The organism is Paenibacillus sp. sgz302114, assembly GCF_056120345.1.
In genome coordinates this window covers 346,242-364,182 of the sequence record NZ_JBVYOI010000002.1, presented here as the reverse complement: position 1 = coordinate 364,182, position 17,941 = coordinate 346,242, and the positions used below count along the sequence as shown (strand labels likewise).

The window sequence follows — 17,941 nt, the reverse complement described above, 5'->3', positions numbered from 1 at the left end:
AGTCGGTCAAGTGGATGGAGTGGTAGCTGGGGAAGATAGACGGAAGTCGTTCGGCAGAAGGTTCACTTTAATCAAAGGGAGTAGGAGCCGCGGGATGAGGAAAATAGAAGATCAGAAACAAGAGGTACATAACACCTCGCAGGCAGCCATAGAATTGGACGTACGCACCATTTTGGAGCAGCTTGGTATCGATCTTGCGAATTGGCCTGCAGACTTGCCACCACTACAAAAATAAATATTCCGAAAATGAAAACCATAGTCGGCTGACGACTATGGTTTTATTTATTTGCTTTTTCGTTATTTCATGTTACGTTCTGCGCGTACGAAAGCGATGAAGCGACGGGCCTCTTCAGGCGAGAGCTTCAGGCCGTCGATCGTCAGATCAAAGCGTTTCAAGAGATCCTCTTCGGAGAGCTCCAGCTGATCCACGAATTCACGCACAGGCGATTCGACAGTGGCATGAGGCGCGTTCGTCCTGCCGACTAGAAAATCGACAGTTACTTTGAACAAATCTGCGAACTTTGATAACGTTTCCGTGTCCGGCTCACGTCGGTTTTTCTCGTAATGGGATAGTGCCGCGCGTGATATTCCGAGCAGCCCCGCTGTCTGTTCCTGCGTCCAGCCCCGATCGTCTCTCAGTTTGGAAATCCGACTACCAATGCCCATAATTCTCCTCCTGATTCGAAATATACAACTCCATCTTAATACGAAATGTTTACAAATGCATGAAAAGCTACAAAATGTCACGTGATGAAAAAGAAAAGAATTGACATGATACAAATTGTATCTTAATGTATAAAGTGTAGCAGTTACAATTTGTATCATTCAAATGCGACTGATACATATATTATTTAATGTTACCCGAATTTGTGAAGTCTGAAACAAGTATAGCTAAATTTTTTTTGTATAGGAGCAGATGAGTTATGAAGCTGATGGTGACAGGCGGATCAGGATTTATCGGCAGCAACTTCATCCGTTACATGTTTGATCGCTATCCGGGCTACACGATTGTTAATTATGATCTGCTTGCTGATACGGGCAATGCGGCGCACATAACTGATCTATTCGGTGATGAAAGCTATCATGCTGTGCAAGGTGATATATGTGATTCGGCGCTCGTGCGGGATACGATTGTACGTTTCAATATTGATGTCATAGTGAACTTCGCTGCGGTGACAGACACAGGCGCACAAGCTGCGGAGGATACGGAGCGGTTAGTCCGCACGAATGTCCTCGGGACACAGGTGCTGCTTGATTTATGTAGAGAGCAGCAGGTGAAGCGGTTCGTGCAAATCTCAACGGGTGGCGTTTATGGCTCTTTGGGCAGAACCGGTTATTTCACGGAAGAAAGCCCTATAAATCCAAGCAACCCCTATGATGCGAGCAAGGCAGCGGCGGATCTTCTCGTGCGTGCTTATTACAAGACGTATGGGCTGCATGTGAATATGATTCGTTCAGCTTGTATTTACGGTCCGTTTCATTATAGTGCCTCATCCGCCGCTGCGCAGTTCATTACGAGCGCTATGCAGAATAAGCAGCTTCCGCAGCTGGATGGCAGCTTCCATGTGCGCGATTGGCTGCATGTAATGGACCTTGCTTCCGCCGTTGAACGGGTGCTGCATGATGGTAAATCCGGCGAGGTGTACAATATTGGCGGCTTTAATGAGCGCCGCGATTTGGACGTTGCTGAGCTAATCGTTGGGCTGCTTCAGAAGCCATCCTCACTCCTTCCTGTCGCCAAGCAATGCCGCGAGGGCAAGTACCGTCGATACACGCTCGATCCGTCGAAGATCGCTTCATCGCTCGGATGGAAGCCGAAATATACATTCGAGCAAGGCATTGAAGAGACCGTCGTCTGGTTCGCTCGCCATCGTGTGGATGGCCTTCAATTGCAGGAACGGGCTTAGGAAGAGGTGAGCATACATGAAATTTACCTATAAGAAGCTACTCATATGGACGAGTGCAGCCGCTGCTTCTTTCATACTAATTGCAGCTAGCTTGACATGGTATCTGTATCACTCTGCTGAGCGGACAGTCGTTCAGATGCATGAGGACATTAAGCCTACGAAGCAGGTTTATGTGAGTACCGATACGGATGTGAAGAATTCTGTAACCTCACCTTTGCTCATGAGTAAAGGGCAAGGGTTAGCGCCTTTCACCGTGCTGATGCTTGGTGTAGATCAGAGAGAGCATGACCGTGGCCGTTCGGATACGATGATCGTGCTTGCCGTGAACCCGCAGAAGAAATCCGTCCTGATGTTCAATATTCCAAGGGATACGCGTGTCGTCATTCCAGGCAGGGCCGGCATGGACAAAATCAATCATGCTTATGCATTCGGCGACGTGGAGATGTCGATCGGGGCGGTCGAGCAGTTTCTGGATTATCCAATCGATTACTACATTAAAGCGAATATGGAAGGCTTTGCTAGGGTCATAGATATGCTCGGCGGCGTTAAGGTCAACAATGAGGCGGCGTTCCAATTCGACGGCGTGAGCTTCGCCAAAGGGAATTTGTTGCTGAAGGGTGAAGACGCGCTGAAATATTGCCGGATGCGGCATGAAGATCCAAGAGGTGATCTTGGCCGCAACACAAGGCAGCGAGCTGTTGTAGAAGGTGTTATGCATAATGCGGTCAGTCTTGCTAGCGTCACTCATTTCCACGCGCTGTTAAGTACCCTTGGCAACAATGTGAAGACGAATATGACCTTCAATGAGATGAAACATCTTGTATCTGTTTATAAGCCGCAAAGCGAGAGTTTCACGACGACTGAGATCTCGGGGAAGGGAGCCACGATCGGTGGCATCTGGTACTACCTTGTCAATGATACGGAACGAAGCCGCATTCACAACCGTTTGAAGTCGCAGCTTATGCAAGGAGATTGAATAGAGGTATAAAACAAGCCATCCGTTCATAAAGTGAAGTAGCTTTTTGGACAGGGGTGGAAAGTAAATGAGCGGACGACAAAGAGGCGGGTTACCCGGAATGAAGCTGCTGCTGGGACTTGTCATCGTGCTAGTGGTGTGGCTCTGTTGGCGTAATCTCTCTGGCCTGTTCCAGTCCGGAGATGATGAACAGGCGCAAGCGGCGGTAGAGCAGTTCTATTCATTTGAGCAGCAAGGCGATTACGGCAGCTCATGGGAGCTGTTTCATCCCGAGATGCAGCAGCGCTTCAAGAAAGCGGAGTATATACAGAACCGCGCCCATATTATGATGCAGGACTTCGGCGTGAACACGTTTGATGTTCATATTGGCAGTCCTTCCCGCATTGCCGATTGGAAGTTGACCGAAGGTGCCGCGCCGATTCCGGTCGTTTACGAATTCGATGTGGAGGAATCGTTCCATAGCCAGTATGGCAACTTCACGATCGTACAACCTTGCTATGCAGCCTATGACTCCGGCAAATGGAAGCTGCTCTGGTCTTATGAACAGCTGCATGCAGGCAATGCCCAGAATGCGCACTAATGTTGCAGGTGCAAGTCATCGCAGTTAGATTTCAGTTGAAATGAGGCGTAGACGTCGTGGAAAAGTCGAGCGAGAAGCAGCCGCGCGAACATATCCGAATCCGGCTTCGAGAGGGCGCGCAAGTAGAGGTGTCCATCTGTCATATTCAGGGAGAGGGAGCGGATTCCGCCGCTTCCAAGGTCCTGCTGCACAATATGAGCCCCGCGGGGCTGCGATTTCAGAGCCATCTACGTTTTCCAGTCAGCAAGAGCTATCTGCTTCAATTCTCGATTACGCTGGATGAGTGGCAGTTCTGTCTGCTTGGACATGTTGTCTGGCGCCGGAAGGAAGGCAATTATTATGCGTACGGTTGCTCTTTTATCCCGGATGAGGAAATTCGTAAAGCCATTATGTGCGCCTTACTGACAAAGTTGCAGGCAATGAGTCCAAGACAGGTGCGTATACATGAACTATATCGCCGGATGACTTATAAGAAAGAGGCTTCCTTAAACCGGTTGGACGTCAAAGGATAGAATAGGAGTGATAGAACTTGTTGAATAAAGAGCATTTTCATTGCGTGGGGTGCGGCTGCATGCTGCCTAGGCTAGAGGCTGAAATGGTGTTTCTGACCGGGTTTTATAAAGTCATCTATCCGCTTGGCTGCTGCAAATCTTGTTGTAGGCCGCCGGATCAGCGGCTCATGCGCATCGAGACTGACACGTTCTCGATATTGAGACAGACAGAACAGCTGCTTCTGTATGTATAAGCTGGAGTTGCTGGATAAGCATAAACTTCCAATCGCTTCCTGACTTCTGTATACTGGTGAAGACGCGAGCCGTGTAAAATGATTACCGCTCACAGAGCTTTGCCAAACAGGGGGTATAGAGGTGAACAGTTCATTCGGCTCCATAGAGGAGCCAATAGTCAGGCTGCAGCAAGTGACGAAGACAATCGGCAGGCGGACGATTATCGACAGCTTAACGCTTGATTTGCCGCGTGCGGAGGTGTTCGGTTTTCTTGGTCCCAACGGTGCGGGCAAGACGACAACGATTCGAATGATGGTCGGGCTGATGTCACTGACCAAGGGCGATGTCCTTATTGAAGGCCATAGCATCCGGACCCACTACGAGCAGGCGATCCGCCATGTTGGTGCAATTGTAGAGAATCCAGAGATGTACAAATATTTGACAGGCTTTCAGAACCTGCTGCACTTCTCGCGCATGGTGCCGGGTATTACGAAGCAGCGCATTGACGAGGTCGTTGAGCTTGTTGGCCTGAAGAGCCGCATCCATGACAAAGTGAAGACGTACTCGCTCGGAATGCGCCAGAGGCTCGGCGTCGCGCAAGCCATTATGCATAAGCCATCGCTGCTCATTCTGGACGAGCCTACGAACGGACTTGATCCAGCCGGTATTCGCGAGCTGCGCGATTACCTCAGGAAGCTGGCGAAGGAAGAGGGCATAACGGTATTCGTATCGAGCCACTTGCTGAGCGAGATGGAGCTCATGTGCGACCGTGTCGCCATCATCCAAGCAGGCAAGCTCATCGACGTGCGCAGCATCCGTTCGGACAAGCCGCTCGCCGATCAAGAGAGCCAAGTGCTGTTCGAGGTCGATCAACCGGATAAAGCGGTGCAGCTGCTTGCGGAGCACGGAGCTGAGCGAGAAGAAGACGCTGCACTTGTGCGGGCAGACCGCGAGATGATTGCGCAGATCAATGCATCGCTTGTAGGAGCAGGCATTAAAGTATATGGCATTCGCGTCCTGAACAAGTCTCTAGAGGATCAATTCCTGGAGATGACGGGAGGTGAGCAGGTTGTTTGATTTCCTACAGCTTGTACGTAATGAGAATATGAAGATTTATCGCCGAATCGGAACATGGATTATGCTCGGTATTATTCTTGTGCTCGTAATCGTCTCCAGCTCGCTGACAAGGTGGCTGTCCGAGAAGGATACGATGTGGACCGTGATGAACGGTATCGATCAGCTGATGTACTACTTGATTACGATTTTTACCGTTGTCGTATCAGCGGAAAGCGTAGCTGGCGAGTTCTCGTCCGGCACGATTAAGCTGTTGCTTATCCGGCCATGGAGCCGGAGCAAGATTCTGCTCTCGAAGTATGTTTCCCTGCTCTTGTTTGCCCTCGTGCAAACCGTGCTGATGTTCGTCTCGTCATTTGTACTGAACCTCATCTTGTTCGGGTACAATCAAAGCGCAACAGCTAATGAGGCGCTAGGCGTATTGAACAGTGCGCATCCGCTCTCCTATATGATTCAAGCGTATGTGCTTGATTACATCGGGCTCATTATGATCGTGACATTCAGCTTCATGCTGTCGACGATCTTCCGCAGCGGCGGGCTTGCGATCGGCCTGTCGATGTTTATTTATTTCTTCGGACTTATCGCAAGCGGCATCCTGATGTCGCTCAATTATAAGTGGGTCGAGTACCTGCTGTTTCTGCACCTGAACTTGAAGCAGTATTTGCAGAGCACAACCATTGCGCATAATATGACGCTCGGCTTCTCGCTCGCCGTTCTAGCCGGGTACTACATCATCTTTATGGGGATTACATGGCTAATCTTCAATAAGCGGGATGTGGCGACGTAAACGAACGAAGGAACAGATAGAAAGGAGCCTTAGGCTGGTCTTTTGTAACCGGCTCAAAAGGCTCCTTTTTTGCGGTTTATCCGGCTTGACGAGTTTTTTCCTTCGCTTGCTGCTGCTGTCCTGGCTGTTGGGAGGGAGCATCATTTTCTGGCAGCTGGCGCGTGCGCGGTTCGATCTGGCGTTCCATTCGGCAGTTGCCGTTATAGATGCCGCCGTCTTGAATCAGTATGCTGTGCGCCAGCACATTGCCGAATAGCTGGCCAGACGCCGTAATGATAAGCCTGCCCTTGACGACTATATCGCCGTGGACTCTGCCGGCAATCGTCAAATCTTGAGCCGTGATGCTAGAGCGCGCTACGCCGTATTCCCCGATAATGACATCGCCCTTGCATTCGATATCTCCTCGATGCTCGCCCTCAATACGTATGCCATGTTCGCTGATCAGCTTCCCTTCGACATGAGTGCCTTGTCCGATAAGGGTTTCAGCCGATGAGCTCCGCTTTGATTCCTTGAACACCCGCAGATAATCACCCGCCTTCTCTCACGGTTACATGCATAATGCTATTTATTCTTAGAAGCAAAGAAACATGCCAACTAAAGATGTATACGGCTCCTATCGAGAGAGAAAGCTAGTTCTATATCATCTGGGAGGAAATGGGGGAACCTGCAATGATTTGGGCGCTCGCTGGACTCCTGATCTTTATTTTTCAAATCGCGACGATTCTCGTTCTGGAATACCGCCACCCGGCCAAAACGATCGCCTGGCTGCTTATTCTGTTCGTTCTGCCGATTATCGGCTTCGTCATGTACTACTTTCTCGCGCAAGAATACCGGCGGCGAAGAAATATACGCAGAAGAGGCATCTACATGTCGGATACGCTGCGTAAGGCGCTGCTCCGCTGCAAGCTTATTCACCGGCAGAGCGATATGCAGGGGAATCGGTTTGCCGAGCAAGAGAGACTCTATCACATTTTGCAAAATATTTCCGTTTCCCCAATTACCGGCTGCAACGAAACGACCGTACTGGCGAACGGCGAAGCGACGTATGAGGCGATGTTTGCTGCGATTGCTTCGGCACGGCATCATGTTCACGTCGAGTCGTATACGATTCGGGACGATTCTGTTGGACAGCAGCTGAAGGAGCTGCTGCTTGCGCGGGCGAGAGCCGGTGTTGAGGTGCGGGTTATCTACGACGGGATCGGCAGCGTGGAGCTTAGCGATAAGTATGTGAAGGAGCTGCGCCTTGCAGGGGTAGAGATCCAGTGCTTCCTGCCGCCACGCATCGCCTTCTTCGAGAAACGGATGAACTTTCGCAATCACCGCAAAATCATCGTCGTTGACGGTCTTGTCGGCTTCATAGGCGGCATTAACTTCGGAGTGGAATATGTAGGCGGCAATCCGAAGCTCGGCTTCTGGCGGGATACGCACCTGCAGCTTCGGGGGGATGCCGTATACTTCCTGCAGGAAGTATTCATCTACGATTGGTGGTATGCATCGAAGAAGAAGCTGGCTGGATCTGCGTACTTGCCCGAGCATTCGTGCGAGAGCTCGGAGCAGGTACAGATCGTGCAGAGCGGTCCCAACATGCGGGATGACGCCATACTGGAATATATATTCGCGGCGGTTACCGCGGCGAAGTCTCGAATTTACATGACGACGCCTTACTTTATCCCAGACGCGAGCATTCTGATGGGACTGCGGACTGCGGCGCTTGGCGGCGTGGATGTGCGGATAATTATTCCGTACGTGCCGGATACGAAGCTTGTGCTCATGGCCTCGCTGTCCTACGTCGAGGAAATGCTCGCAGCCGGCGTTCGGATCTACCGCTATAAAGGCGGCTTCGTACACGCGAAAGTCATTATCGTCGACCAGCTGCTCGCATCAGTCGGGACAGCGAATATGGATATGCGGAGCTTATTCAGCAATTTCGAGATTAATGCGCTGCTATTCGACGAGAAGGCGATCGAGCGGCTTGAGGCTGATTTCATGAACGATTTGCAAAGCTGCACAGAGGTCAGCCTTGCGGAGTTCCGCAAACGTCCGCTGAAGCAGAAGGTAGCAGAGGCAGCCGCGCGGATGCTGTCTCCGCTGTTGTAAGGTGTTTAAACGTTCAGCAGCGACGGACGGTCCAGCGCGACAATGGAGGCGAGCGGATGGTCGCGGCCTGTGATGAGATGATGCAAAATATGCGCACCCATCATGCTATAGACAGTGCCGTTGCCGCCGTAACCGAGACAGTAGTAAACGCCGCTCCAATTCGGATCGGCACCGATGAATGGGAGCCCGTCGCGCGATAAGGCGAAGGTGGCGTTCCATGCATAGTCAAGCGAGAAATCAATAGATGGGAATAACGCTTGGATGTTGGACAGCACCTTCGCGGCCTCCTTCCTAAGCTCGCTGTCGCTTGTCAGCAGCTCCTTTGTTTGCACATCTCCTCCGCCTGCAATGATGCGTTTGTCTTCCGAGAATCGCATGTAGAAGTATGGCCTTGCCGTCTCCCAGAACAGGTAACGGCTGAACGTTTCGTATAGCTCTGGCTGAGGATTCGTCACAAGCGCGTAAGTGCGGTTCATCACTGACTTCACGAGCTTGCCGCGCAGCTCTTCTGGCTCGTAGCCGACGGCGTAGATGACATGCTTCGCCTGCAGCTCGTGCCCAGCGGAGGTCTGCAGCTTGTGTTCGCCACCGCTAGGATCCGTACTATGGTTGATGAGATCCGTCTGCTCATAGACGGCAAGCCCGAAGCGGCTCACGGCGGCATCAATAAGGCCGTGCACGAACCGATAAGGATTAACCGATGCATCGCCATACGTCTCGATGGCGCCTGGCTTGCGAAACGGAAACCGGGCTGAGATTTGCTCCGGCTCCAAGTATTCGACTTCGAACAGATGGCGCTTCAGCAGCTCGTACTCGCGCTTAAGCTTAGGGACATCCTGCTCCGTACTCGCATAATAAAGGCTGCTCTGCCTAACATACTTTGCCGCGCCTGACCCAAGCTCGGCTGCTAGCTCGCCAATCTGCTCGACCGCCAGTTTGCAGCCTTTATAGAATAGGACCGCGTCCCCTTCGCCAATCTGATCCGCAAAGTCGCACAGCATCGTATCATTGCAATATTGAAGCAGTCCCGTATTGGCAAGCGAGCTGCCTGCGGCGATATCGCCGCGTTCAAGCAGCACAGTCTTCAAACCGCTGCGGGATAGGATGTACGAGCAGAGTGAGCCGGACATACCGCCTCCGATAATGGCGACGTCGGCCTTCATATTTTGGGTGAGCGGGGGATAGACGGTTGGTTGGTCCATTGTACTAGGCCAATACAGATGGCCTTCATGTAGATGTTTGATGGTCATACTCATGCCTCCTCCTGGCTACTATGCCCCAATTTGCCATGAAAAAAAGAGGAGATCGCATGGATCCCCTCTTCGTACGGTACGATTAATTAATCTTGAATCGGATCGGGCACGAGCCCTTCCTCTAGCAGCTCACTATTCGTCTTCATCGCTTCCATGTCTGCGCCAAGCTGCTGCATGTCGTGGAAGTCATGAACCATTGAACCGTTGAGCACCTCCTGTATCGCTTTTGCTTTGCGTCCAGCACCGCCGGGTATTGGATTTTCCATGATCATCAGCTCCTTGGTATACTAGTGATGAGATGAGACAAGCTTGTCAAAGCGTATTTGATCAGCTTGCAAGTATATAACCATCCATAAGCCAATTTGAAACGGATGGACGGATAGCTGGCAACAAGAATAGGCTGTTAGGGAGACAAAGCTTAAACATGATGGAAAAGGTCGGATGAGGATTGAATATGGCTAAAATAGGCACGAAGACAGACAAATATCCGGCGGCAAACGAGGTGCTGGGCGTTCCCCTCGTACTTACGACTAGAGGCGATTTCGTCGAAAATGTTCACAGCGGCCATGCGGCGGTTGTTACAGCGGACGGCCGATTAGCCGCACATGCCGGGGATGCGAATATTATTAATTTCTTGCGGTCCACCGCGAAGCCGATTCAAGCTTTGCCGAGCGTGATAGGCGGCGTAATTGAAGCGTATGGGCTTGGCGATGAGGCTATCGCGTTAATGTGCGCCTCGCATCAAGGCACTCCTGCGCATATCGCGGTGCTCGAGCGGATGCTCGCGCAAACCGGCTTGCTGGAGGAGCAGCTTGTGTTCGCGGCTGCGCTGCCGGCGAATGCCGAGGCGCGCGACGCACTGCTCGCAAGCGGAGGAAGCCCGCGCAAGCTGTATCATGTTTGCGCAGGCAAGCATCTCGGCATGCTCGCGCTGTGCAAGCTGCGCGGCTGGCCGATGGAGACTTATACGCAGCCGGAGCATCCGCTGCAGCAGGAACTGCTGCGCATCGTCGCAGCGATCGCGGACGTGCAGCCGGAAGCCGTCGAGTCGGCAATCGACGGCTGCGGCTTGCCGGTGTTCGCGCTGCCGCTTTGGCGCCTAGCGCTCATCTATGCGCGCTTCGCTGCCTGGGGCAGCGATGAAGCGACTGCTGCGCAGCCTGCCGCAAGCGGCGAAGCCGCAACGGGTCCGGCGGCAGCGGCGCCAGCGTCAGCGGAGGGCATAGCCGCCATCGGTGCAGCGGCGCGGCGGATCGCCGCTGCAATGGCCAGCCATCCGGCCCTCGTGGAGGGACCGGATCGGCTGGCGAGCGTCATGCTCGGCTGCGGCGACGGGAACGTCGTCGCGAAGAGCGGGGCGCAAGGCGTCTTCGTCTTCGCCCTGCTAAGAGAGCAGCTCGCAGTGGCGATTAAGCTCGCGGACGGCGGCGAATCGGCTTGGCCGGAGGCGGTATGCGCCGTGCTCGAGCAACTGCAGCTCGGCGAGGAGCTTGCCCGCTGCATCCGTAGCCAAATCTCGCCGGAGCTGCGCAACGATGCCGGGCAGCTGGTCGGCTGCCGCGAGGCATGCGTGACGCTGGAGCGGCATCAATAAGGGAAGCGCCAAGCTGCGGAGCTTAATGCCGCCGTTTGGCGCTTCTTTTTTACATGAACCGCAGCGCTTCAAAGGAATCACGGCTGCTCGTTGTCGAATGTACTGGAAGCAGCTTGTTTTTTTGTTTTTTATACAAGCTTAGCTTGGAGAGGAGATTGATTATTACGTCATGACACTAATACCAGAGGATTTCAATGCAAAGATGCTAGCCAACCACGGTTCACGGGTAGAAGGGTGGATGCAGTCGCTGCCCGAGCTTATCGCTAGAAGCGAGGAACAATTCGGCATTAAGGCGGAAGCGCCATTCAACAATTTGTCTTTTAACTATATCGCTCATGGAACTAACGAGGCTGGCAAGCCGATTGTGCTCAAGCTTGCTTTTCTTAAGGACGAGCTCGCTCAAGAGATGAGGACGATGAACGCATACGCTGGCAGAGGAGTGGTTCAAGTGCTCGCATTGGACGAGGAGCTTGGTGCTGCTGTACTCGAACGTGCTGTTCCAGGTACGCCGCTGTCCGCTATGCTCGATGACAATGCAGCGACTGTCGTTTTCTGTGAGATGTTGGGGCGGCTCCGCCGTCCGTTCGAAGGTGAAGCGGGGCATTTCCAGACGATTCGGAGATGGTTCGAAGGGATTGTCCGCTACCGCGGCCGATTCAACGGGGGTACAGAAGGACCGCTGCCCGAGCATTGGGTAGTCCGTGCCGAAGAGCTATTGGAAGAGCTTATCGCGACGACAACCGAGACCGTTCTGCTGCATGGCGATCTGCATCATGAAAATATTTTGCGGCAAGGGGATGATGGATGGGCTGTCATCGATCCGAAAGGGATTGTCGGCGACGTCCATTTCGAGACGCTCCAGTATTTGCTCAACTATAAGGATCGGGGCGGAGATTACGATACCGTCCTCCGCCGCCGCGTCGCGATAATGACAGAGCGGCTTGGCCTGGAGCATCGCCGCATCGCGCTGTGGGGCATCGCCCGAGGCGTCCTTGAAGCGTGCTGGACAATCGAGGATGGCGATGATAACTGGCAGGAAGGCATCGACATTTCGGAGCGGTTCGCGAAGCTGCTGGACTAGCCTTCACAGCAGCTTCATCGCCTCGCGATAAGCAGTAGGCGACTGGCCGTAGAAGCGGCGGAACTGCTTGGAGAAGTAAAGCGGGTCCTGGAAGCCGACAGAAGCCGCAATCTGTTCGATCGTCAGTTCCAGCCGCTCGCGCAGCAGCAGATGAGCCTTGTCGATGCGCAGCTTGAGCAGGAAGGTTACCGGCGTAATGCCAGTCTGCTGCTTGAACATGCGCGATAGATAGGCGCGATTGTAGCCGAGCGTTTCTGCCATGTTCTCGATTGAGATCGGCTCGGCGTATTGGGTCGACAAGTAGCGGATCATCTGGTTTGTCAGAACTTCACTGTCCGAGCCCTGCTGCTCGGCGGCACTATTCTCCCCTTGCTGCGCTGCGCCGAACTCTGCGAACAGCAAATGCAAATAGCCGGTCGCGCGCAGACTTGCCGTAAGGCCACCAAGGCGGAACGCCCGCTGAATGCTGTGAAACAGCACGCCGATGCGCGGGTTCGTCCCTGTATCGATGATCGGCACATTGGTATTGAGCCCCGCACCAGTTACGAGGCCCGTCGCTCGGTTCCCTTCGAACGCAATCCAGCGGTAACGCCAGGGATCGTCCTCGCTCGAGGCATAGCTAATCAGCTGATCGGGATGAATGAGGAACGATTGTCCAGCTCGTAGTTCATGCTGGATGCCAGCATATGAGAACGTGCCGGTTCCGGCTAGGATATAGTGCATCAAATAGAAGTCATATACCTTCGGACCGATGAGATGATTGGGCTTCGTCTGACTCTCACCGGAAAATAATACATATATATCACCATGTTCATCCGGCACAGGATTGGATAGCACGGAGTAGGTCGGTGTAAGCTCCATTTGGCTGTACTCCTTCGTTTACGACATCTTCCTGTTACCATTTATTGTAGCATATAACGGTGCTGTAGCGATCTGTGAAGTCACAAAATTCCATGTGATAAGCACATCATACCATTTTGTTCATATGCGTGAGCCGCTATACTGAACCTATAATCATTCAACTACAATACGAAAGAGAGTGGTATGAATTCATGGCTAACATTGAACAATTGACGAATCAGTTTCTGAACATATACGGGGAATCGGCTGAGCCTATCGCTGCATTCCATGCGCCGGGACGCGTTAATCTCATCGGCGAGCATACGGATTACAACGGCGGTTACGTCTTCCCGGCCGCACTTACTTTCGGTACGACGCTCATCATTCGCAAACGTAATGACGACCAGCTCGGCCTTGCGTCGACGAACTTCGGAGCGACGAAGAAACATCTGCCTATCTCGCCGATCGTATTCGATGAAGCGGATGATTGGATGAACTATCCGAAGGGTATCGTGGGCGAGCTTCAGCAGCGCGGCACGACATTCGCAAGCGGCTTCGACCTGCTCTATCACGGTGAAATCCCGAATGGCGCTGGATTGTCATCCTCGGCTTCCATCGAAGTCGTAACAGCTTACGCGCTTCTCACAATGGCTGGACTTGCAACAGATACAGTCGAGATCGCTCGTTTGGCACAGAAATCCGAGAATGAATTCAACGGTGTCAAATGCGGCATTATGGACCAGTTCGCGGTTGCGAACGGCAAGAAGGATCATGCCATTCTGCTTATGTGCGATACGCTTGAATATGACCTGATTCCGTTCAGCTCCGGCGACTACCAGCTCGTCATCGGCAACACGAACAAGCGCCGCGGGCTTGTCGATTCCAAGTACAACGAGCGCCGCAGCCAGTGCGAGCAGGCGGTTCAAGATTTGAAGGCTGCTTTCCCTAACTTGACGCTGCTCGGTCAGCTGTCGGTAGAGCAGTTTAATGCGAATCAGCACTTGATTGCGGACGAGGTTGTACTGAAGCGCGCGAAGCATGTTATTGAAGAGATTGATCGCGTGCTCCAATCCATGAAAGTGCTGAAGGAGAACGACCTTAGCGCATTCGGACAGCTGATGAACGCTTCCCACGATTCGCTGCGCGACCTGTACGAAGTAACAGGCGATGAGCTTGACGCGATGGTAGCAGCAGCGCGTACCGTTCCAGGCGTGCTCGGCTCCCGCATGACAGGTGCTGGCTTCGGAGGCTGTACGGTATCGCTTGTGCACAAGGACAGCATCGATAGCTTTAAAGCGGAAGTTAGACGTCAATATACGGAAGCAACTGGACTGACAGCAGACTTCTATGTTTGCACAATCGGCAACGGCGTAGAGCGTCTGTCTTAATCGTATTACAAATAAAGATGTAGAGAGGGAGAGGACCTGCTTATGGCAGTATTAGTAACTGGAGGCGCGGGCTATATCGGCTCGCATGCCGTAGCGGCATTGCTCGAGCGTGGTGAAGAGATCGTTATCGTCGATAATTTGCAGCAAGGCCACAGAGATGCGGTGCTTGGCGGTAAGTTGTATGTCGGGGATTTGCGGGACGGCGAGTTTTTGGATACGGTGTTTGGCGAGAACAGCATCGACGCGGTCATTCATTTTGCGGCAAACTCGCTCGTTGGCGAGAGCATGAAGGACCCTGGAAAGTATTATCATAATAACGTATACGGTACGCTTTGCTTGCTCGAGAAGATGAATCAGTACGATGTGAAGAAGATCGTCTTCTCTTCAACGGCGGCAACGTATGGCGAACCGGAGAGTGTGCCGATTCACGAGCATGACCGCACACTGCCGACGAACACCTATGGCGAGACGAAGCTTGCGATGGAAAAAATGATGAAGTGGTTCGATGTCGCATCTGGCATCAAATATGTATCGCTTCGTTATTTCAATGCAGCAGGCGCGCATGCAAGCGGCAAAATCGGCGAGGATCATAATCCTGAGACGCATCTTGTGCCCATTATTCTTCAGACGGCGCTCGGTCAGCGCAGCCATATCTCGATCTTCGGCGAAGATTATCCGACAGAGGATGGCACTTGTATCCGCGACTACATTCACGTCAGCGACTTGGCGGATGCGCATGTGCTGGCAGTTGATCGCCTACGCAGCGGCGGAGACAGCGCGATCTATAACCTTGGCAACGGCACGGGCTTCTCCGTGAAGCAAGTCATTGATATTGCGCGCCAAGTTACGGGACGCGACATTCCAGCTGTCATTGAAGCGCGCCGCGCAGGCGACCCGGCGGTGCTTGTCGCTTCATCGGAACGCGCTCGCAGCGAGCTGGGATGGAAGCCTTCGCGCGATAAGCTCGAAGATATTATTGGCAGCGCATGGGCTTGGCATCTAGCTAATCCGACTGGCTACAACAAGCAATAATGCGTGAAGTTGCAAGGAAAGGAGCATTTCAGATGACCGAACACCAATCAGTCCCAAGCACGGGGGATGTGCTCATTCTTATCGAACGGCTCGTGCAATTTGCAGCGCAGCGCGGCATGCTTGCTTCACTGCTAGATGAGTATGGCGCTCGCAATGCGCTGCTTGATCTATTCCGCTTATCAGAGGCTTATGGAGGAGCGGTGCCGGAAGAACGGCTTGAAAGCGCAGGCCCGTTGCTCGAGCCGCTGCTTGATTATGGCGCTTCCATTGGACTCATTCCGGACAACACGCTGACTTTCCGCGATTTGCTTGATGCGCGCATTATGGGGCTGCTTATGCCGCGTCCATCCGAAGCGGTTGCGCAGTTCAAGCGCACCGCGCAGCAAGAGGGCATTAAGAAAGCGACGGATGATCTATACCGCCTTAGCATAGATTCCAACTATATCCGGATGGACCGGATTGCGAAGAATCAGTATTGGGAGCATCCAACCGATTACGGCAAGCTGGAAATAACGATCAATCTCTCCAAGCCCGAGAAGGATCCGAAAGAAATCGCTCTGTTGAAGACGATGGCGCAGAGCCATTACCCGAAATGTCTGCTATGCCCGGACAATGTCGGGTACGCCGGCCGCGCGGATCATCCCGCTCGCCAAAATCTGCGCGTCGTGCCGCTTGAGCTGCAAGGCGATGCTTGGTATTTCCAGTACTCTCCATATGTGTACTATAACGAGCACAGCATTGTGTTCCACAGCAAGCATGTGCCAATGCGGATTACACGGGATACGTTCGCGCGGCTGCTGGATTTCGTCGATGAATTCCCGCATTATTTTATCGGCTCGAATGCGGATTTGCCGATTGTCGGCGGTTCGATTCTGAACCACGATCATTTCCAGGCGGGGCGTCATGTGTTCCCGATGGAGATTGCGCCGATCGAGCAAACATTCGTGGATCCTTCCGTACAGGGCTTAACGTTCAGCACAGTGGCATGGCCGATGTCGGTAATCCGGCTGAGCGGCAATGACAAGGCCGCTGTTCTTGAGGCGGCAGGCCAAATCTTAAGTGCATGGCGTGAATACAGTGACGCGGATGCGGATATTCGAGCTTTCACCGAGAAGGACGGTGAGCGGATATCGCACAATACGATTACGCCGATCGCCCGTCTGCGTGACAATGGGCAATATGAGCTCGATTTGGTACTGCGCAACAACCGGACGAGCGCTGAGCATCCAGATGGGATTTTCCATCCACATGCGCATTTGCATCATATTAAGAAAGAGAACATTGGCCTCATTGAGGTGATGGGTCTTGCAGTGCTGCCGGGAAGGCTCAAATCCGAGCTGGAGCAGATCGCTTCGCTGCTGACGGGCGATACCGCTTATGACAGCACAGCGGTACAAGGCGGTGCGCTCGGCAAGCATGCGCATTGGATTGAGACGATGATTGCGGAGCATGGTACATCTCTGAAGCAGGAACAAGCCGAAGCTCTGCTGACGGATGAAGTTGGCAGCAAATTCCTTGAGGTGCTAGGAGATGCCGGCGTTTATAAGCGTACGGCGGAGGGACAGGAAGCTTTCTCCAGATTTATGCAATTTATCGGACTAGCAAGAGCTTACTAATCATAGATCCTATATGGAGCTTTTCCCCCGAAACATGGCAGTGTGCATGTACGGGAAGGAAGGCTTCTTTTTATGTTAATTTATAAAATTTCACAAATAAATCACAAATTCACGTATATATTTCAATATAATGAAAAGGAACTTAAGAAGTTACGTCGAAAATAGTTATGTAAAGTAAAATTAACGATAACTGGGGGGACATTCATATGCCAATTCCTATTATTCCAATCGATGCCTTCTTGGCGCTGTCGAGTGACGACCAAGTGGAAAAACTCAAGCAGTGGAAGATGGATTACACGTTGAAAGATATTCGAGATGCTTGGGGTTTTAAGCACTCCGCTCAATATTACATGCTGCTGAAGAAGCTTCGGATCTATGAGCGAGTCGTCAATAAATCGGATAAATTCTCGCCGGAACAGCTGATGTCAGCCCGATTGGGCGCAGAAGCTTATACTTCTGCGGGTTATTCGGTGAACGAACGTACGATCCCAGCGGATCAATTCGGCTACGAGCTGAATGTGACGCTGAATGGGCCAGAGCTTGCAGATAAGTTGGATCGCCTTGCTCATTTTTTAAAGGGTGAACATAAAGCGGTTACAATTAAGATGTCGATCTCTGCTTCACGCGCAGTACCGGCGCCGCCATCTGATTTGAACGACGAGGAATAATCCTCCAATAGGAATACATAAATAAAACCGGGCGCAGCTGCGCTCGGTTTTATTTATGTATAATATCGGATCAGTTCTTCTCTCTCAGATGACCTAGCTCGGAGACGATTGCTTCAACTTCGCTGATGCTGAATTTATCTTTGCTCGCTACGATATCGTATACGTCCTTCAGATCCTCATATTTGGTCAGGCTGAAGTTGGAAGCTTGCATCGCAGCTCCAGAAGCCATGCGCAGCTTGTTCTTGATCGTATCAATCATGAATTCGACGTTGTCTTGATTCGGTTCTGCCAAGTTTCTCATTCTGGTATTCCTCCTTACGCGA

At 52.3% G+C, this 17,941-nt stretch carries 21 protein-coding genes; 15 read left to right on the top strand and 6 right to left on the bottom strand.

What is annotated here, in order from left to right; translation table 11 throughout:
• Positions 1-94: 94 nt before the first annotated feature.
• Positions 95-235 (top strand): hypothetical protein, encoded by a 141-nt coding sequence (locus AC0LWF_RS06785; protein ID WP_181909381.1) that lies wholly within the window; start codon positions 95-97, stop codon positions 233-235.
• Positions 236-297: 62 nt separating this feature from the next.
• Here AC0LWF_RS06785 and AC0LWF_RS06780 read toward each other — a convergent pair whose 3' ends face one another.
• Positions 298-666: a helix-turn-helix domain-containing protein gene (locus tag AC0LWF_RS06780; RefSeq protein WP_090578071.1), complete on the bottom strand. Its 369-nt coding sequence runs from the start codon at positions 664-666 to the stop codon at positions 298-300.
• A gap of 257 nt (positions 667-923) precedes the next feature.
• Between AC0LWF_RS06780 and AC0LWF_RS06775 the strand changes: the two genes are divergently transcribed.
• From AC0LWF_RS06775 to AC0LWF_RS06745, 7 genes are all read left to right on the top strand, one after another.
• The gene (locus tag AC0LWF_RS06775; protein WP_474650787.1) at positions 924-1,907 is read left to right on the top strand and encodes a dTDP-glucose 4,6-dehydratase; all 984 of its coding nucleotides are present in this window, start codon (positions 924-926) and stop codon (positions 1,905-1,907) included.
• Between the two features lie 16 nt (positions 1,908-1,923).
• Entirely contained in the window at positions 1,924-2,883 is a 960-nt protein-coding gene (locus tag AC0LWF_RS06770; RefSeq protein ID WP_474650786.1) for an LCP family glycopolymer transferase, read from the top strand.
• 67 nt (positions 2,884-2,950) lie between these two features.
• A complete protein-coding gene (locus AC0LWF_RS06765; protein WP_474650785.1) occupies positions 2,951-3,463 on the top strand; it encodes a hypothetical protein in 513 nt (170 codons plus the stop codon).
• A 56-nt stretch (positions 3,464-3,519) separates the two neighbouring features.
• The gene (locus AC0LWF_RS06760; RefSeq protein ID WP_474650784.1) at positions 3,520-3,975 is read left to right on the top strand and encodes a PilZ domain-containing protein; all 456 of its coding nucleotides are present in this window, start codon (positions 3,520-3,522) and stop codon (positions 3,973-3,975) included.
• Positions 3,976-3,992: 17 nt separating this feature from the next.
• The gene (locus AC0LWF_RS06755; protein ID WP_474650783.1) at positions 3,993-4,208 is read left to right on the top strand and encodes a hypothetical protein; all 216 of its coding nucleotides are present in this window, start codon (positions 3,993-3,995) and stop codon (positions 4,206-4,208) included.
• A gap of 121 nt (positions 4,209-4,329) precedes the next feature.
• A complete protein-coding gene (locus tag AC0LWF_RS06750) occupies positions 4,330-5,265 on the top strand; it encodes an ABC transporter ATP-binding protein (protein ID WP_474650782.1) in 936 nt (311 codons plus the stop codon).
• On the top strand, positions 5,258-6,049 hold the full coding sequence (locus AC0LWF_RS06745) for an ABC transporter permease (RefSeq protein WP_474650781.1): 792 nt from the start codon (positions 5,258-5,260) through the stop codon (positions 6,047-6,049). Before AC0LWF_RS06750 ends, AC0LWF_RS06745 begins: the two co-directional genes overlap by 8 nt.
• A 76-nt stretch (positions 6,050-6,125) precedes the next feature.
• Here the strand turns inward: AC0LWF_RS06745 and AC0LWF_RS06740 are convergent, their stop codons facing one another.
• Positions 6,126-6,566, bottom strand: a complete 441-nt coding sequence (locus tag AC0LWF_RS06740) for a bactofilin family protein (RefSeq protein ID WP_474650780.1) — start codon at positions 6,564-6,566, stop codon at positions 6,126-6,128.
• A 152-nt stretch (positions 6,567-6,718) separates the two neighbouring features.
• Between AC0LWF_RS06740 and cls the strand changes: the two genes are divergently transcribed.
• Positions 6,719-8,146, top strand: a complete 1,428-nt coding sequence (cls, locus tag AC0LWF_RS06735) for a cardiolipin synthase (RefSeq protein WP_474651213.1) — start codon at positions 6,719-6,721, stop codon at positions 8,144-8,146.
• A 5-nt stretch (positions 8,147-8,151) separates the two neighbouring features.
• Here the strand turns inward: cls and AC0LWF_RS06730 are convergent, their stop codons facing one another.
• On the bottom strand, positions 8,152-9,396 hold the full coding sequence (locus tag AC0LWF_RS06730) for an NAD(P)/FAD-dependent oxidoreductase (RefSeq protein ID WP_474650779.1): 1,245 nt from the start codon (positions 9,394-9,396) through the stop codon (positions 8,152-8,154).
• A gap of 89 nt (positions 9,397-9,485) precedes the next feature.
• Positions 9,486-9,665, bottom strand: coding sequence for a hypothetical protein (locus tag AC0LWF_RS06725; protein WP_474650778.1), 180 nt, complete (start codon positions 9,663-9,665; stop codon positions 9,486-9,488).
• Between the two features lie 188 nt (positions 9,666-9,853).
• Between AC0LWF_RS06725 and AC0LWF_RS06720 the strand changes: the two genes are divergently transcribed.
• Both AC0LWF_RS06720 and AC0LWF_RS06715 read left to right on the top strand, forming a co-directional pair.
• On the top strand, positions 9,854-10,993 hold the full coding sequence (locus AC0LWF_RS06720) for an asparaginase (protein ID WP_474650777.1): 1,140 nt from the start codon (positions 9,854-9,856) through the stop codon (positions 10,991-10,993).
• Between the two features lie 169 nt (positions 10,994-11,162).
• Positions 11,163-12,074, top strand: a complete 912-nt coding sequence (locus tag AC0LWF_RS06715) for an aminoglycoside phosphotransferase family protein (RefSeq protein WP_474650776.1) — start codon at positions 11,163-11,165, stop codon at positions 12,072-12,074.
• Positions 12,075-12,077: 3 nt separating this feature from the next.
• Here the strand turns inward: AC0LWF_RS06715 and AC0LWF_RS06710 are convergent, their stop codons facing one another.
• Positions 12,078-12,935 (bottom strand): AraC family transcriptional regulator, encoded by an 858-nt coding sequence (locus tag AC0LWF_RS06710; protein WP_474650775.1) that lies wholly within the window; start codon positions 12,933-12,935, stop codon positions 12,078-12,080.
• A gap of 191 nt (positions 12,936-13,126) precedes the next feature.
• On the opposite strand from AC0LWF_RS06710, the gene AC0LWF_RS06705 reads away from it, so the two are divergent.
• From AC0LWF_RS06705 to AC0LWF_RS06690, 4 genes are all read left to right on the top strand, one after another.
• Entirely contained in the window at positions 13,127-14,302 is a 1,176-nt protein-coding gene (locus AC0LWF_RS06705; RefSeq protein ID WP_474650774.1) for a galactokinase, read from the top strand.
• Positions 14,303-14,344: 42 nt separating this feature from the next.
• The gene (gene galE / locus AC0LWF_RS06700; RefSeq protein ID WP_474650773.1) at positions 14,345-15,334 is read left to right on the top strand and encodes a UDP-glucose 4-epimerase GalE; all 990 of its coding nucleotides are present in this window, start codon (positions 14,345-14,347) and stop codon (positions 15,332-15,334) included.
• Between the two features lie 32 nt (positions 15,335-15,366).
• Positions 15,367-16,950 carry a UDP-glucose--hexose-1-phosphate uridylyltransferase gene (locus tag AC0LWF_RS06695; protein WP_474650772.1) on the top strand — a complete coding sequence of 528 codons (1,584 nt, stop codon included), beginning with the start codon at positions 15,367-15,369 and terminating at the stop codon, positions 16,948-16,950.
• 206 nt (positions 16,951-17,156) lie between these two features.
• On the top strand, positions 17,157-17,618 hold the full coding sequence (locus AC0LWF_RS06690; protein WP_474650771.1) for a hypothetical protein: 462 nt from the start codon (positions 17,157-17,159) through the stop codon (positions 17,616-17,618).
• Positions 17,619-17,688: 70 nt separating this feature from the next.
• On the opposite strand, the gene AC0LWF_RS06685 is transcribed toward AC0LWF_RS06690, so the two are convergent.
• Positions 17,689-17,919: a DUF1128 domain-containing protein gene (locus AC0LWF_RS06685; RefSeq protein ID WP_474650770.1), complete on the bottom strand. Its 231-nt coding sequence runs from the start codon at positions 17,917-17,919 to the stop codon at positions 17,689-17,691.
• Positions 17,920-17,941 lie beyond the last annotated feature (22 nt).